This window comes from Shewanella phaeophyticola (assembly GCF_025398315.1).
Lineage (GTDB): Bacteria > Pseudomonadota > Gammaproteobacteria > Enterobacterales > Shewanellaceae > Shewanella > Shewanella phaeophyticola.
The window spans coordinates 1,501,023-1,516,633 of sequence record NZ_JAODOQ010000001.1 but is presented as its reverse complement, the minus strand read 5'-3'; the positions used below and the strand labels follow the sequence as shown (position 1 = coordinate 1,516,633).

Genomic DNA, 15,611 nt, shown 5'->3' with positions numbered 1-15,611 from the left:
TCCATTAATTATGTGACCAATCAGAGTCGCTCAGACTGTTCAGTTTGAGGCGCATTGTTGAAATAATGGTTATTCCCTTCTAAGGCAATGCAACAAAGAAATGGACTGTCTGAGCGTCTCCTGCAAGGCGGGTTTCTGTACCTTCTATGCTGCTTAATAGTATTTTGACGTACGACTGCATGGATGCAGGAGGTAGAGCAACGCAGGAGCAGTTGCCGAGAGCAACTATGCCTACAATCCTATTACTTGCTTAGAAGGTACAGAATTCCCGCTGAATGACCAGATAATTAGTGGAATTGGTATAAATAATGATTATTTTTCATATTATTTTTTTAGATACAAAGTATTCATTTTATGAGCGACTTTACTCTGTACCCACAACTTATTTAATGACTAATAGTGCCAATTATTATTGGGTCGTCATGCACACTGAATTAAATAGTTCATCATCAACATGATTAATATTTATCTGATTAAACGAATTAGATTAGATTGATATCTTCAGCTTTTCTCCACACTTACATCATATTTTCTGCACAATCCCTTTGTACACTTAACATAACTGTAATATTCATCAACATTCAAAGGTCAACACAGAAATTAAACACATACTAGCTTGTTAAGAAATCTGCCAGTTTTAGTGGCAAAGTTATGCCTATTTACTATCGCGACACCAACTTGAGTAAACACCATACTAATAATGATAAGTGGTTCAAATGAATATAATTAACCAAAATATTGAACAATTGCTATCAAACTTCGACAGTCATAATTTAGACGACTTAACACATGCTAACTTACAAGACAGAGTGGACTCTAAGTTCATTTTACCTTTGGCATATTTACCTACATTACTGCAAGCCGCTCGTGAGCATTACAGTGTGTTGGAAATTAACGGTAAACGTACGTCAAATTATTTTAATCAGTACTTTGACACCCCTGATATGCATTTTTATAAAGACCATCACAATGGTAAATTAAACCGCTTTAAAGTGCGTAAACGCACTTACCTCGACACCCAAACACAATACTTAGAAGTTAAATTTAAAAATAATCACAAACGCACCATAAAAAGCCGTATTCGCTGCAATGATAATCTGCAGTCAGATGACAATAATCATTCATTTATTCAACAACATTTGGGTTATGACTTCACTGCACTATTGATTTCACAACAAGGTGGTTATCAACGCATTGCTCTTGCAAATGAATCGATTCCTGAGCGTATAACGATTGACTTTAATCTTTGGTATCAATCATCGACTGGAGAAGACCGTATTGATCTAAACGGCTTTTTTATCGTTGAATTAAAGCAACAAAAACACTCAAAAAACTCACCATTTTACCAGTTAATGCCACAACATTATTTTTCGCCAACGTCGTTCAGTAAATATTGCATTGGCTGTGTATTGCTACAGCAACAAACGATTAAATACAATCGCTTTAAACCCACACTGATGAAACTTTCATCATTAAACAAATCTAACCAACATACTGCATTATGGAATCATTAATATGACCGAAATTACCTCAGACTTTATTGTATTATTTTTAGTCAACTTTATCTCGATAGTCATGTTGTGTTACGGCTGTTATTTTCGCAGTAATAAAAATGCCAATGTAGCCGGTTCGTTTGTATTATTTGGAATAGGGATATTTTTAATTACCTACCTGCTCCACGGTGTTGATATGTCGATGGAGTTTGCATTTGGGCTATTTGCCGTATTTGGTATGTTGCGGTATCGCACCGATACCATTTCGATTAAAGAAATGACGTATTTGTTTATGGTAACAGCCATTGCTTTACTTTGTGCTGTGAGTAAACTACCGACATTTGAGCTCTTTTTAATCAATGCATTTTTATGTTTCATTGCTTTTTTAGTCGATACACGCTTTTTTCAAGGACAACACAAAATCCAACGTATTTCATACGAAAGAATCGACAATATTAAACCGCAAAACAAAGCGTTATTATTGGCCGATTTACGTGACCGTACAGGCTTACAAGTCACCAACGCAGAAATAGAACACATTGACTTTCTAAGAGACACTGCCGAACTCATCGTTTACTACATTCCCGAATCACCTAAGCAAGAGTTAGCCACTAACGGCAATAATCAAGTGGAAGTAAACTCATGAAAACAGTAGTTATGTATATTGCGCCTGCGTTATTAGTCTTAGCCGCAAATGCAACAGCAGAGGAGTATCCTGAACTGAGCTTTGGTGGTTATATTATGCTCGACCATGATCAGTTTTCAGATATTTTTCTAGAAGATGAACAACACTCAAATAATGGAACCGACATTCGCCGTGCAAGATTAAGCGCCAAGGCTAAATTAAGTGATGATTGGCGCAGTAAGTTTCAAGTAGACATTGCTGATGGCGAAATCGATATCAAAGATGCCTATGTGCAATATAAAGGATTTGACTGGGCAAACATCACACTTGGGCAGCAAAAAGAGCCTTTTGGACTGGAAAAGCTCACCAGCTCCAGAGACACCTTTATGATTGAACGCAGCATGGTTACTGAAGCCCTCGCACCTGGACGCAATATTGGGGTAAAACTCAGTGGTTCTCCTGGAGATTTCACCTGGGATTTAGGTTATTTTCAAGAAGCAAACTCACAAAACAGTTACGGGGTAACAGGCAGGCTAACTTGGGCTGTAATTGATGATGACGATAACTTTTTCCATCTTGGTTCGGCGTTAAGTGAGCGAAGACTCGAAGGTGATGAATTTAGAATTAACGAGACCTTAGAAGTGTATTCTAGCGACTCGTTATTGGAAGGCACCCGCCTCGACGCTGAAGATATGTCTTTGGCCGGTATAGAGTTAATGTGGCAATACCAGGGGGTTGTCTCTATGGCTGAATGGATCGAAACTGATATCGACGACCCTGCTCGCGGCACCTACCATTATCAAGGCGGATATTACCAGATGAGTTACCCTTTGTCGGGGAAAAACCGTCACTATAAAAACGGTAAACTAGGCACAATAAAAGCTGAGCATGATTGGGAGCTAACATGGCGGATGAGTCAGTTTGAATTAGAACAAGAAAACCGTAAGGCTCAAACATTTGCCGTAGGGGTAAACTATTTAGTTAATGAAGACTTAATGTTTAAAGCCAACTACATACGAGCAAAATACCAAGACGATGGCGTGACAGATGGCTATGACAATGCATTTTCATTGCGTGCGCAATATAGTTTCTAAATGTTCTCTACAGGTTTAGTCTGAGCTATAGCAAAGTACAATCAGCAAAACCTAATAGGAAGTGTATAAATGCGGTTTAATCAACCGCATTTTGCTAATGTGATGATTGCCTACGCGAACGAGTCGACTTAATAATGCCAAGCCAAAACGCGATTTCAAGCAATACGCCCATGACAATAAATGCCACAGCACCTGTCGCACTGCCGACGGAATAACAAACTAAAGCCAAGCAAACTAATGCAGCCAATAACACATATTTAATCGCGTGACTCATGTTAACTCCTTAGAACAAACCTTCATTATCACGATGACCATTACAGTCAAGATGCCATAAATTTATCATATAGCCATATAAACGTTAACCTTGTTTAACGTTTAACGTTTAACACATTCATGATGATATTTTTCGTCTACCTTCAAGCTCATTGTTGGCAAACGTCGTTATATGAAAATTTCACACATTGCTCACTATTTATCAGAACCATTTTATACGCACTATTGTGCTGAAAAATACGATTATCCAATCGCTACCATTTCACAACCGCAAAAATTAGCTTTAGCACTAACTAATATCATATAGAGCAGATAGATATGCCGAGCAACAAAAAACGCTAAATTTGTTAATCAAGCTTTAATTATGTTAGATTAAAACATCTTAATTGCTTTTTTAGTGTGTTTTTTAAGCTGAATTTTGACATAGCAAATAGTCGATTTGAAAAGCCACAAATCAACTAGTTTGAACTCTAACAATCTGCATCGCACAATTTAACAATAATTCTAACTTCGAGTACGGAGCTCTATATGAAAAACATATTATTAATGGGTGGATTACTGCTCAGTAGCACCGCCTTTCAAGCCGCAGCAGAAGAACAATGCGGTACCGTCACTATTGCAGACATGAACTGGAGCTCTGCTTCGTTAATTGCCAATGTTGACCGCTTTATCTTAGAGCATGGATATGGTTGCGAAGCCAGACTCACACCAGGTGATACCATGCCAACCAGTACCTCAATGGTCGAAAAGGGTCAACCCGACATTGCGCCAGAAATCTGGTGGAATAATGTAAAAGAGTTGATGGAGCGTGGAATCAGCGAAAAACGCTTAGCCGTTGCCGGTCATTCATTGGCTAATGGTGGCGAAGAAGGTTTTTGAGTCCCTAAATACATGGTCGATAAAGACCCAAGCCTCAAAACGATTGAAGGCATTATTGCTAATGCATCACTGTTTACTAACCCAGAAGATCCAGAGCGCAGTGCCTTTTACGGTTGCCCTGCTGGATGGGGTTGCCAAATCACCGCCACCAACCAATATCGCGCATTAAAACTAGATGCTGCAGGGTTCGATTTAATTAACCCTGGTTCTGGTGCTGGATTATCCGGTTCTATCGCCCATGCTTATCAACGTCAACAGCCTTGGTTTGGTTATTACTGGGCTCCTACGGCTATTTTGGGTAAATATGACATGGTAAAAGTCGAATTTGCTGACGAAAGTGATATCGAACATTTCCGTAACTGTATTTCAAAAGAAAACTGCGCAGAACCCAAAGCGACCATGTATCCAGCGGCTTTAGTACAAACCGTCACAACGGCAGACTTTGCTAAAAAATCTACGCTTGCATTTAGTTATTTTGGCAAACGTTCATTTACCAACGCTCAAATGAACCAACTGTTAGCCTGGATGGAAGAAAACCAAGCAGACGGTCAGATAGCAGCAGAAGAATTTATGATTAACCATAAAGACATTTGGAACCAATGGGTGCCTGCAGATGTAGCGGCAAAAATTCAGTCCGCAGTAGATAACTTATAATCAGTGACCATGCGAGGTTTATAAATCATTTAAACCTCGCTTTTTATCCCTTTCTTGATTTACCCCGAAAATAATAACAGAGGTAGTAATGGCTGACTTTTCTTGGTTCAGCAAATTTCCGAAGTTGGATCGCTCAACTTTGCTAGAAATTCGCAAGTATTTGGACAATGCCTTTCTGGACTTTTCGCGTGAGTATGGCGACAGCATTGAAGCTTTTTTTGATCCTCTACTCGATTTTCTTATTTGGTTTGAAAAACTGTTAGTTCAATCCCCATGGTGGGCAGTATTGCTGTGTATCACAGGCCTCGTTTATGCGGTTAGTCGCTCATGGAAGTTATCGTTAAGTGTTGTGGTATCGTTTTTACTCATAGGCTACCTAGGCATGTGGGAAGACACCATGCGCACCCTCAGTATTATCACTGTGTGTACTATTTTAGCCATTGTACTTGGGATCCCCATAGGTATTTTAATGGCTCGCAGTAATCGTACTCAGTCAATCGTTACCCCCGTGCTCGACATTATGCAAACCATGCCTGCATTTGTGTACTTAATCCCTGTGGTCATGTTGCTCGGTATTGGTAAAGTGCCAGGGGTTATCGCAGTAGTGATTTATGCAATCCCGCCGGTCATTCGTTTAACCAATTTAGGCATCCGCCTTGTTGATAAAGAAGTACTTGAAGCAGCAACAGCTTATGGTGCAAACCCAATGCAACGCTTGCTAGGAGTGCAATTACCTCTCGCCTCACCCACCATTATGGCCGGTATTAACCAAACCATTATGATGGCACTAGGTATGGTGGTTATCGCTTCGATGATTGGCGTAAATGGTTTAGGTCAACCCGTATTGAAATCGATTACTAACCAATATTTCACGCTCGGACTTTTCAACGGTTTAGCCATTGTTGCGCTCGCCATTATTTTTGACCGTGTCTCACAGTCATACGCTAAACGTTCGATGAAACATATACAGGGTGAAAGTCATGACTAACGGATCAACAGCGCAACCATTTATTCAAATTAAAGATCTGTATAAGGTCTTTGGTAAAAAACCAGCCAGTGTCATGCCGATGGTTAAAGAAGGCTTGTCTAAAGATGACATTTTGGCAAAAACCGGACATACCGTTGGCCTTAAAGCTATTGACCTTGACATCGACAAAGGTGAAATCTTTGTGATTATGGGGTTGTCTGGGTCAGGTAAATCCACATTAATCCGCCACTTTAACCGCTTGATTGAGCCTACCGAAGGGCAAATCCTGGTTGAAGGCATTGATGTAATGAAACTCAACATCAAAGAATTAGAACAGTTTCGCCGCAACAAAATGGCCATGGTATTTCAACGTTTTGGTTTAATGCCCCATAAAAATGTACTCGAAAATGTTGCCTATGGTTTAAGCGTACAAGGCGTCGACAAACCTACTCGAAATGCCAAAGCCACCAAATGGTTAGAAACCGTTGGCTTAGCGGGTTATGAAGCGCAATACCCATTACAACTTTCGGGCGGCCAACAACAGCGAGTCGGATTAGCAAGAGCATTGTGTACTGATGCCGAAATTCTGTTAATGGATGAAGCGTTTTCGGCTTTAGACCCATTGATCCGCAGTGAAATGCAAGAGCAACTCATTGAGCTACAAAAAGACCTGCATAAAACCATTATTTTTATTACCCATGATTTAGATGAGGCACTACGTATTGGTGACCGTATCGCGATCCTGAAAGACGGTAACCTAGTGCAAGTAGGTAAACCGGTAGATATTTTGCTTAACCCGGCAGACGACTATGTTGAAGCGTTTGTAAAAGATGTTAACCGACCACGTGCTCTGACCGTTGAAACCGTAATGAAACCACCTGCTTATCGTTTAACGGCTGACACCATAGGCGATGCGCTTAAGCAAATGAAACGAATTCCAGATAATTATGCCTATTACGTTAATGATGACGGTTTTCAGGGCGTAGTGTGTCAAGACGCATTAGAAGATGCGGTAAAACTTGATAAAGAAACATCGATGGATGACTTTGAGCTAGAAGATCTACCGCCAATTTCACCAGATGCGTTACTTGAAGGCATTATCCCAGCCACAATGGCATCAGACTTCCCTATCCCAGTAGTTGACGCTGAGGGTGACTTACAAGGACAAGTCTCTCGAGAGCATTTAGCTGAAGTGTTATCTGATTTTTACAATGAAGAAACTGATGAAACGGATGAAACTGAAGGTGAAAAAGTTGCAGCAGTGACAGCGGATCACGAATCAAAATCACAACCATCTAAAGAGCACCCGAAACAAGATTCAGAAGATGCGCATGAAAAATCATAACCTCCATTGAGTAAGTAACAAAAAAGCCATTGAAGAACAATGGCTTTTTCATTTTATCAATCAGCTATTTGTTGGTCATTACGTTTTCAGCAATGCAATAAAGTCACTTAACGCCATAGGTTTATGGAAATAATAACCTTGAAACTCATTGCAGCCCATTTCGCTTAAGGTGTTCACTTCTGCTGCGGTTTCTACCCCTTCAGCGATTAAACCTAATTTAAAGGTTCTGGCAATCAGCATGGTAGCCTCAACAATGGCGCGACTATCCTCACGCTTATCAATGAGTGACACAAAGCTCTTATCAATTTTAATTTTATCAACGGGCAAATGTTTAAGGTAACTTAACGATGAATAACCGGTACCAAAGTCATCAATAGAAAGCTCAAAACCTATTTGTTTTAGCGCGGTAATTTTGGTTACTGCCAATTGAATATCTTCTAACATGGCGCTTTCGGTTAACTCAAGTTCAATGTCGCTAACCTTAATTTTATGTTTGCTGATTAACGCACTGACCCGCTGAATAAACTCTGGTTGATAAAACTGTTTAGCACTGACATTAATAGCCACTTTGATTTGTTTCTTCAATGGTTTGTGTTGCAACGTTGTAATGCATTTACACGCTTGTTCAAAAATCCATTCGCCTAGCGGAATAATAAAACCTGACTTCTCAGCAATCGCAATAAATTCATCTGGCGGGATAAAACCTAACTCAGCATGTTGCCAACGGATAAGTAACTCGGCGCCAATAATCTCGCCATGTTGATTAACTTGTGGCTGCGCTACCATAAAAAAGTCATTTTGAGCTAAGGCTGTACGCATATCGGCATCCAGTAAATAACGGCGCCGAATTTGTTTTTCCATATCTTGTTGGTAAAACACCGAGCTAGTCCCTGTCGACACTTTCGCCTTTGACATAGCCAGGTCGCCTTGCATATACACAGTATATGCATCGCTACTGCTCGCAGAATAGTAGGTCACGCCAATACTGGCATTAACATCAATACTGCGATTACCAATCAAATAATGTTGATCAAAACACTGATGAACATTAAGCAGCAGCGCATCAAGATATGGCTGCTCCATCAGTTGATTAGGGCACACAATAACAAATGCATTACCTGAAAAACGCCCTAAAACTTCACCTTGATTACAAATATCCTTTAATCGCTGTGTCAGTAAGCAAAGTATGTCATCACCCACTTGATGCCCAAGCGAATCATTAATATCTCGAAAGTTGTCTAAATCAATATAAAGTAATGCACCAGAGTTATTATGCTGGCCACATAATTGGATTTGTTGATTAAGCACATTAATTAACCGCGTGCGGTTTGGTAAACCGGTCAATTCATCATGAAATGCAATATAGGTTAGTTGCTGTTCGGCTTGTTTACGTTTTTCAACTTCGTTCACCACTAGCGAGTGCTGCAAAGAAGCACGGCATGCATGAAATAAATCTTTAACGGCGGGTGTTATCGCGTTAATAACCTGAGGCGGCAATGGACTTTCATTACGTTCAAGGATAAAAATAGCCTGTTTTGATAAACTAAAAAGCTGATAAAAAGTGCCACTATGCTCAATTAATTGAGTCTCTACTTTCTCTGATTCTGGTTGAGCGAATACTTGATTAAAAATAGTGTTAATGGCACTAATTTGCTCTGGATAACATGCTGCAATGTTAGGCATACTCACCCGGCCCCAATCACTATGAATGACTTCGGTGTCGCTAAATATATCGCCTGCCACCTGTGTTGGCATATACAAATATGCCGCTTTTACCGACAAACGGCGGATGCAGGTTTCCATATAACGACGACACAGCGACCTTAAGTCATCACTTGCATTGAGGCTACGAGTAATTTCATACTGGATTGAAACCAACTCTAATGTGGCTAAATTGACGGGTGAATTGGGCACTTTACAAGCCTCCCAGCACTATGGTTTTATTTAAAAACTGAATAGTACCCTGGCGAGTATTTTTAATTTCACCAATGGATAATGCCCCTGCAAGAATTTTACCCTGTGGCAATTGCTCACAAATGGCATCTAACTCTAATTGATAATCATCACCTAAGTATAGCGCGCGCGAAATGCAGTCAATTAACACCACAAAGCCCATTTGTGCTTCTGTTGCCGGCAATAGTTTTTGTGAAAATTGCTTTCCTGCATCACTTGCCGCTGAAATTAAAATATCCTTGGTAGCATTGAGAATATACACCAAACTATTTTCAGCAACGTTACCCACGCACACAAGGCTATTGCCTTTAACTGCAATAATATCTCTAACTAAATGCTCTTCATTTAATTGTTTTAAACCAAAAGGATAACTGTTTATATGTTGATCTATTTCATTTTGAGGAATCTTAAAACCACTGACGGTTGAAATCGCATCACTAAACACTGCCGCCGCAGGTTGATAATTTAAGCTATGAATGAGGTTGGCATTAGCTTCGGTGACTAAGTATGGCTACAGCGACTTGAGGCAAATCGTGTTTACCTTCAACTTGCAGTTTATAGGAATTAGAATAACAAAAAATAATTGCCGCGTTGCGATAACAGCCGTGCTTATTAGCAATGCACACATTGGAAGGGCGATTAAGATCGCCAACACCCGCGCCAATTAAAATTCTGTCACAGCCTAAATTTTCATATACTGTGGCAATAAATGGTTCAACAGCATGACTTAAACCATCTACAAAAATACCCGCAGAACCATAAGTACCATTGGTCACCACAAACTGTTGTAACTGTTGACACAATACTTCGTGACTGGCACCAATATCAGGAATAAGCAGACTGGTAATGGCGCCTTTAAACCCCAATATCAGTATGCCGCTATAGCTGTAGTGTCGGTCAAACACCACGCCTGGGATAACGCAGGCATTTAAGGGAACTGGAGTAGATGCGGCTATCGCGGGCATTGATTCAATGCATATAGATGACTGACTGCCAATGACCACTAAAATGTATTGCGCACCTTTGCTGACAGTTTGTGCTATCAATGCAACAACATCTTCTTCAGTGGTGTCATCTAAAAATTCAATGTTGGTAAATATGACAGTCATTATTTATTTGAAGTTCCCTATCATTAAATGGCTTAATAATCATAGCTTATTTTATAAGCATACCTATACCACCTATGGCTAACTGTGGTTAAAGTCACACTAAACCATTATAAATAATGGATAAAAACTACTTTTTATCCATGTGTTATACCATAAAATATTGCACCATCCTGGCTCAATATGTTGAAAAGGTCGCCCAACTAATAATAGCGACAACCTCCCCCTCAATCAAAGACATTAACCACTTAGCTTAACAAGGTTTCTAAGCATTGTTCTTTAATGCCATAAAACGCTTTAATGTCAGCAACTTGCTTTAAAATAGCGCTATTATCGCGTGGTTGCTTACGTTTTTGCGCTAAAATCATTTTGTTTTTACTGGTGTGCTCGAGTGAAATAAATTCAAAAACTTGGGTATCATAGCCATGGGCTTCTAACAATAATGCACGTAAGCCATCGGTGACCATTTCAGCTTCTTGCCCCATGTGAATACCATGTTGTAACAAAGGTGCTAACATAGCAGGGCTTTTCATTTGTGGACGAATTTGCTTGTGGCAACAAGGCGAACACATAATAATTTCCGCACCTGTTTGGATCCCCATATGCAGTGCATAATCGGTAGCGATATCACACGCATGCAAAGCAATCATGATGTTAATGCCCTGAGCTTTAAAGTGCTGTACATCGCCTTGCTCAAACTTAATTCCGTTTAACGCTAACTTTGACGCGGTTTGGTTGCACAAATCAACCAATCCCTGACGAAGTTCAACCCCAGTAACTTGCGTGTTTACGCGTAGCTTATCAGTAAAATAATCATGCACGGCAAAAGTTAAATACGCCTTGCCCGAGCCAAAATCAGCAATATGCACTTCATTTTTTTCAGCCAAGCCAGTGTTGTCAATGGCACGAGATAGCACTTCAATAAACTTATTGATTTGCTTCCACTTTCGTGACATCGACGGAATAATCTCGCCTTTTGCATCCGTAATACCGAGCTCGCGTAAGTAAGGACGATGTTGTTCAACAAAGCGTTTTTTGGCTCGATTGTGTGACAGAGTGTCATCGCTGCTAACCTGCTTGTCGTTGGTTTTAGGCGCATTCTTATTGCGGTATTTATTGATTAACACTTTACCCTTTTTACTGATACTCAACTGTACTTCCCACTCATTGGTAATCAAATGTGCGCTTTGAAAATCTTTCCCTAACCACTGCTGGCAAAGGGTTCCAGCATCAACGAGTTCAATATTTTTGGTAATATGATTAGTACGGTATTCGTATAAACAAGACGCAAGTCGCTGACCTTTAAGCTCAATAGTGCGCACTGCAATGCGTGCTAGCTCTTTATCTTCGCCACGGTATTTTGAAAACACTAAACGTTGCAAGGTGTTGTCAGTTAACGCGCTAACGCATTGATGAATAAAGTCATTAAGTTCAAGGGAAGTTACGTTTGACATTGATATCTCGTTTACAGTAAATAATTTAAAGCGGCATGACACAAATGATCCTAGTACACCTGATCCAAGTGCATCACTTGCGACTGATTATGAAGGCCTATTCTACACCATATCGCGGGTACGACTCCCCTATTGATTTGGATTAGTTTATCTTGAGTAACTAACGGGCTCCGCTCATCATCAGAAAACCACAGGTAGTGACATGGATAGATGTGCCTAAAGGTCGCTATCTACCACTTCAAACGCTATGGCTTGCAAAATTTGTTCTTCGACTATAACAACAAACTGATATGCACCAGGGAAGAACGGCTTTTTATCTTCAAATAAAAAAGCTTCATATTCTAAATTCATCGGCGGCTTAATTATCCAGTACCCCTCTACTGCGAATTTTTCATAGTTCTCAGTGACAGAGTTAAACTTAAAAATATAGTAGCCCAATGAGTAACTTACTTTATCGATGTTTTCAACTCTAACCCCAAACCGATTAAGAGGAACGCCATCCTTTGATATTATTTTTAAATTAGGACTGATGACATAAGCCCCATCAACGTCAGTGATGTAACCAAACTCAACCTTAAACCCCTTCTCTACTTGTTGTTTAGGAATAGTGGCACAGGCAGACAAGAATAAAATAAATAAACACACAATAAACTTATTCATAAATCCCTTTAAATAAACAATCGAACAATAATGAATGTCGCAATCAAAAGGTATGTGACATAACAATGTAACCTAACGTACTTTGAATCTATATAGCTTACAAAATCAAACTCGTATTTTTTACATTTTTTGCAAAGCAACAAATAACAATATACCCATAAAAGCTTGCAAAAAATCAACACAACATGGGTAACATTGTAAAAATAAATCTAATGATGAAAGTAAAATCATGGAAACCGAACTCGAATGAGAAAACCCTTTATATCTATAGTATGCATAACCACCACGAATATAATTCTGAACATCGCTCATTCTTACTTACCTTCTTGTGATGATTAGCATGGTTGAAAGGGCATTAATCTAAAGGATCCGACCTGATACCATCAAGATTGATGCAAACGTTTAGTCTGTTGTATTGAGTTATGTTGTGACGCATCTTAGGCACTGTGGTGACCCATACCGGCGCTAACAAAAAGCACAAAGCGATCGAATTAACTACCTTGTTCTGTTGTAAAACACAGTTACAGTATTTAGTAGTTGTTAACGTAGAGCTATCGGCACATTAAATTAATGATGGCATCGCTGGGTAAAAAGCATTCGGGGGCTGATATCAGGATTTTCGGAGTAGGCGACATGACAAACACAAAATACAAGCGCCAGTATTGTTTTACTGGCGCTAAACAAACTTAACTAACCTTGTGATTGAGATTGTGTTTGAGAAGGTAATTTTAAAAAATATGACTCAGCCAATGCGTTATGAATTGCCGCTAACTTTATTTGTATTTCATCAACGTAAGTATGCAAAAAGCCATTTTTAAGCTCCCTAACATTTTTATTTTTTAGATCATCTCTCGCATTATCAATGATAGCAATAATAGCTGTCGAATTAACCAGTGGCTCAACTAACGATTTCATTTCATTTAAGCAAAATAAAATTGAACGCGGAAACACTTCACTGTGCATCACAAACTCAATGACATCAGCACGTTGCACTCTCACTCCCATTTCTTGACGGTACATTTGATATGCACTTAGTGAGCGCAATAAACTGATCCACTGTATATTTTCATAAGGTTTTGCTTCTTCATTAGTAATCAGTGTTTCTGAGCGAATATCTAAAATTCGCGATGACATATCAGCTCGTTCAATGATTGAGCCAAATTGAATAAAAATATAACCGTTGTCATGATTAATCGTCGCGTTTAACGTACCAAATATAAGGTGTGCAGACTCAATAATCTTTTTTAAATAAGCAAAACGGCCACGCTTACTCAAACCTTCGCTTTGATTATTTTTAACATAATAATATAACGAGTTAATCTCTTCCCAAACATCTCTTGGTATGACATCTCTAATGGTTCGAGCACTTTCTCGCGCTGATATAATAGAGTTTAAGATTGAAGAGGGATTATCTTTACCGATTAATAAGTATTTGAGTGCTTTTACCTCCGAGAAGTCGGCATTGTTTTCTAAATAAGCTTGTCGTGCACCAATAATATCTATTAAAGATTCCCAACCAGTACACACACCTTTTGGCAAATCCAGCAACAACATATTGTTTACATTAATGACCCGCGCAACATTTTCAGCACGTTCAATATAACGAGACACCCAATATAAGGTTTCACCCACTCTTGATAGCATATTATTCCACCTCTTCGTCAACAATCCATGTGTCTTTACTGCCGCCACCCTGAGATGAGTTCACCACTAAGGAGCCTTTATTCATCGCAACTCGAGTTAATCCGCCAGTTGTGATTTGAACATCCTTACCCGATGATAAAATAAAGGGTCTTAAATCAACATGCCGCCCATCAGGTTCAAGGCCGTCGAAAGTTGGGACGGTAGATAAACTTAACGTCGGTTGAGCAACCCAATTACGAGGGTCTGCTTTAATTTGTTCAATACAAATTTGTTGTTCTTTTTTAGTGGATTTAGGCCCAATTAATAAACCATATCCCCCCGATTCATTTGCAGGCTTAACGACTAACTTATCAATGTTCTTAATCACATAATCGCATTCTTTTTCATCAAGGCACTTATACGTTGGCACGTTTTCGATTTTAGGGGCTTCATCAAGGTAATATTTAATAATTTCTGGCACATAGGCGTAAACCACCTTGTCATCTGCCACCCCTGCTCCAGGCGCATTAACTAACGCGACATTCCCTTTAGACCATGCTCGCATTAATCCGGGTACGCCTAATTGAGAATCGGGTAAAAAAACTTCTGGGTCTAAAAACAAGTCATCAATACGACGATAAATCACATCCACTCGTTGCAAACCGGTAATGGTTCTCATATAGACGCAATCATCTTTTTCAACAACAAGATCCCGACCTTCTACTAATTCACAGCCCATTTCTTGAGCAAGATAACAATGTTCAAAATAAGCAGAATTAAATACCCCAGGGGTTAATACAACCACTTCAGGTTTGTCCTGTGGACGAGGCGACATGGCAGCTAACATGTCAAACAATTGCGAGGGGTAATCATCGATAGGCAAAATAGACATTTGCTCAAATAACTCGGGAAAAACCCGCTTCATAACTGAACGGTTTTCGAGCATATAAGAGACACCTGAAGGAACGCGTAAGTTATCTTCTAATACATACACAGTGCCCTTACCGTCGCGGACTAAATCAGAACCACATATGTGTGCCCAAATGTTATTTGGCGGATTAATCCCGACACACTGTTGCCGAAAATTAACCGACTTTTCGAGTAAGCCTCTTGGAAATACACCGTCTTTAATGATCTTTTGATCATGATACAAATCATCAATAAACAGATTTAACGCTTCAACACGTTGCTTTAAACCCAGTTCGACTTTTTGCCATTCACTTTTGCCAATCGTACGAGGGATAATATCAAAAGGCCACGCTCTATCTATCATGCTACCTTCATTGTAAACAGTGAAAGTAATGCCCATTTCTTTAATGGCTAAATCTGCCACGGATCTGGCTTTTTTTAATTCATCTGCTGAAAGATTAGCAAAAAATTGAGCTAATTTTTGTCCGTGTAATCTGACGTTTCCTTGGCCGTCAATTAATTCATCAAAAAACCCTTTGGTGTTGTACGCTTTCCAATCAATTTTCATACACTTCC

Annotated in this window: 13 protein-coding genes and 1 pseudogene; 6 read left to right on the top strand and 8 right to left on the bottom strand. The window is 39.5% G+C overall.

Annotated elements, in window-relative coordinates; genetic code table 11:
• The first annotated feature begins 716 nt into the window (after positions 1–716).
• Genes N4T56_RS07160 through N4T56_RS07150 form a run of 3 tightly spaced genes read left to right on the top strand, consistent with a single transcriptional unit; the run spans position 717 to position 3,212 of the window.
• Positions 717–1,514 carry a polyphosphate polymerase domain-containing protein gene (locus N4T56_RS07160; protein WP_261732734.1) on the top strand — a complete coding sequence of 266 codons (798 nt, stop codon included), beginning with the start codon at positions 717–719 and terminating at the stop codon, positions 1,512–1,514.
• Between the two features lies 1 nt (position 1,515).
• Complete coding sequence (locus N4T56_RS07155; protein ID WP_261732733.1) at positions 1,516–2,139, top strand: DUF4956 domain-containing protein; 624 nt, start codon at positions 1,516–1,518, stop codon at positions 2,137–2,139.
• Complete coding sequence (locus N4T56_RS07150) at positions 2,136–3,212, top strand: OprO/OprP family phosphate-selective porin (RefSeq protein WP_261732732.1); 1,077 nt, start codon at positions 2,136–2,138, stop codon at positions 3,210–3,212. The genes N4T56_RS07155 and N4T56_RS07150 overlap by 4 nt, the downstream gene beginning before the upstream one ends.
• A gap of 94 nt (positions 3,213–3,306) precedes the next feature.
• Here the strand turns inward: N4T56_RS07150 and N4T56_RS07145 are convergent, their stop codons facing one another.
• Entirely contained in the window at positions 3,307–3,486 is a 180-nt protein-coding gene (locus N4T56_RS07145; RefSeq protein WP_261732731.1) for a hypothetical protein, read from the bottom strand.
• 527 nt (positions 3,487–4,013) lie between these two features.
• Between N4T56_RS07145 and N4T56_RS07140 the strand changes: the two are divergent.
• From N4T56_RS07140 to N4T56_RS07130, 3 genes and pseudogenes are all read left to right on the top strand, one after another.
• Positions 4,014–5,018 (top strand): annotated as a pseudogene (locus tag N4T56_RS07140) (ABC transporter substrate-binding protein).
• An 88-nt stretch (positions 5,019–5,106) separates the two neighbouring features.
• A complete protein-coding gene (locus N4T56_RS07135) occupies positions 5,107–6,006 on the top strand; it encodes an ABC transporter permease (RefSeq protein ID WP_261732730.1) in 900 nt (299 codons plus the stop codon).
• Positions 5,999–7,330 (top strand): quaternary amine ABC transporter ATP-binding protein, encoded by a 1,332-nt coding sequence (locus N4T56_RS07130; RefSeq protein WP_261732729.1) that lies wholly within the window; start codon positions 5,999–6,001, stop codon positions 7,328–7,330. Before N4T56_RS07135 ends, N4T56_RS07130 begins: the two co-directional genes overlap by 8 nt.
• 78 nt (positions 7,331–7,408) lie before the next feature.
• Here the strand turns inward: N4T56_RS07130 and N4T56_RS07125 are convergent, their stop codons facing one another.
• The 7 genes from N4T56_RS07125 to N4T56_RS07095 form a co-directional block, all read right to left on the bottom strand.
• Positions 7,409–9,244 (bottom strand): putative bifunctional diguanylate cyclase/phosphodiesterase, encoded by a 1,836-nt coding sequence (locus tag N4T56_RS07125; RefSeq protein WP_261732728.1) that lies wholly within the window; start codon positions 9,242–9,244, stop codon positions 7,409–7,411.
• 1 nt (position 9,245) lies between these two features.
• A complete protein-coding gene (locus N4T56_RS07120; protein WP_261732727.1) occupies positions 9,246–9,728 on the bottom strand; it encodes an FIST C-terminal domain-containing protein in 483 nt (160 codons plus the stop codon).
• A gap of 43 nt (positions 9,729–9,771) precedes the next feature.
• Positions 9,772–10,392: an FIST N-terminal domain-containing protein gene (locus tag N4T56_RS07115; protein WP_261732726.1), complete on the bottom strand. Its 621-nt coding sequence runs from the start codon at positions 10,390–10,392 to the stop codon at positions 9,772–9,774.
• A gap of 245 nt (positions 10,393–10,637) precedes the next feature.
• Positions 10,638–11,843: a class I SAM-dependent methyltransferase gene (locus tag N4T56_RS07110; RefSeq protein ID WP_261732725.1), complete on the bottom strand. Its 1,206-nt coding sequence runs from the start codon at positions 11,841–11,843 to the stop codon at positions 10,638–10,640.
• A gap of 216 nt (positions 11,844–12,059) precedes the next feature.
• Entirely contained in the window at positions 12,060–12,503 is a 444-nt protein-coding gene (locus tag N4T56_RS07105; protein WP_261732724.1) for a DUF3859 domain-containing protein, read from the bottom strand.
• A gap of 690 nt (positions 12,504–13,193) precedes the next feature.
• Positions 13,194–14,147 carry an alpha-E domain-containing protein gene (locus N4T56_RS07100; RefSeq protein WP_261732723.1) on the bottom strand — a complete coding sequence of 318 codons (954 nt, stop codon included), beginning with the start codon at positions 14,145–14,147 and terminating at the stop codon, positions 13,194–13,196.
• A 1-nt stretch (position 14,148) separates the two neighbouring features.
• Positions 14,149–15,603, bottom strand: a complete 1,455-nt coding sequence (locus tag N4T56_RS07095) for a circularly permuted type 2 ATP-grasp protein (protein WP_261732722.1) — start codon at positions 15,601–15,603, stop codon at positions 14,149–14,151.
• Between the last annotated feature and the right edge of the window lie 8 nt (positions 15,604–15,611).

Excerpts from the sequence above, each read along its gene's own strand:
- N4T56_RS07160 (WP_261732734.1), top strand. The coding sequence starts at position 717 with ATGAATATAATTAACCAAAATATTGAACAATTGCTATCAAACTTCGAC.
- N4T56_RS07155 (WP_261732733.1), top strand. The coding sequence starts at position 1,516 with ATGACCGAAATTACCTCAGACTTTATTGTATTATTTTTAGTCAACTTT.
- N4T56_RS07150 (WP_261732732.1), top strand. The coding sequence starts at position 2,136 with ATGAAAACAGTAGTTATGTATATTGCGCCTGCGTTATTAGTCTTAGCC.
- N4T56_RS07145 (WP_261732731.1), bottom strand. The coding sequence starts at position 3,486 with ATGAGTCACGCGATTAAATATGTGTTATTGGCTGCATTAGTTTGCTTG.
- N4T56_RS07135 (WP_261732730.1), top strand. The coding sequence starts at position 5,107 with ATGGCTGACTTTTCTTGGTTCAGCAAATTTCCGAAGTTGGATCGCTCA.
- N4T56_RS07130 (WP_261732729.1), top strand. The coding sequence starts at position 5,999 with ATGACTAACGGATCAACAGCGCAACCATTTATTCAAATTAAAGATCTG.
- N4T56_RS07115 (WP_261732726.1), bottom strand. The coding sequence starts at position 10,392 with ATGACTGTCATATTTACCAACATTGAATTTTTAGATGACACCACTGAA.
- N4T56_RS07110 (WP_261732725.1), bottom strand. The coding sequence starts at position 11,843 with ATGTCAAACGTAACTTCCCTTGAACTTAATGACTTTATTCATCAATGC.
- N4T56_RS07105 (WP_261732724.1), bottom strand. The coding sequence starts at position 12,503 with ATGAATAAGTTTATTGTGTGTTTATTTATTTTATTCTTGTCTGCCTGT.
- N4T56_RS07100 (WP_261732723.1), bottom strand. The coding sequence starts at position 14,147 with ATGCTATCAAGAGTGGGTGAAACCTTATATTGGGTGTCTCGTTATATT.
- N4T56_RS07095 (WP_261732722.1), bottom strand. The coding sequence starts at position 15,603 with ATGAAAATTGATTGGAAAGCGTACAACACCAAAGGGTTTTTTGATGAA.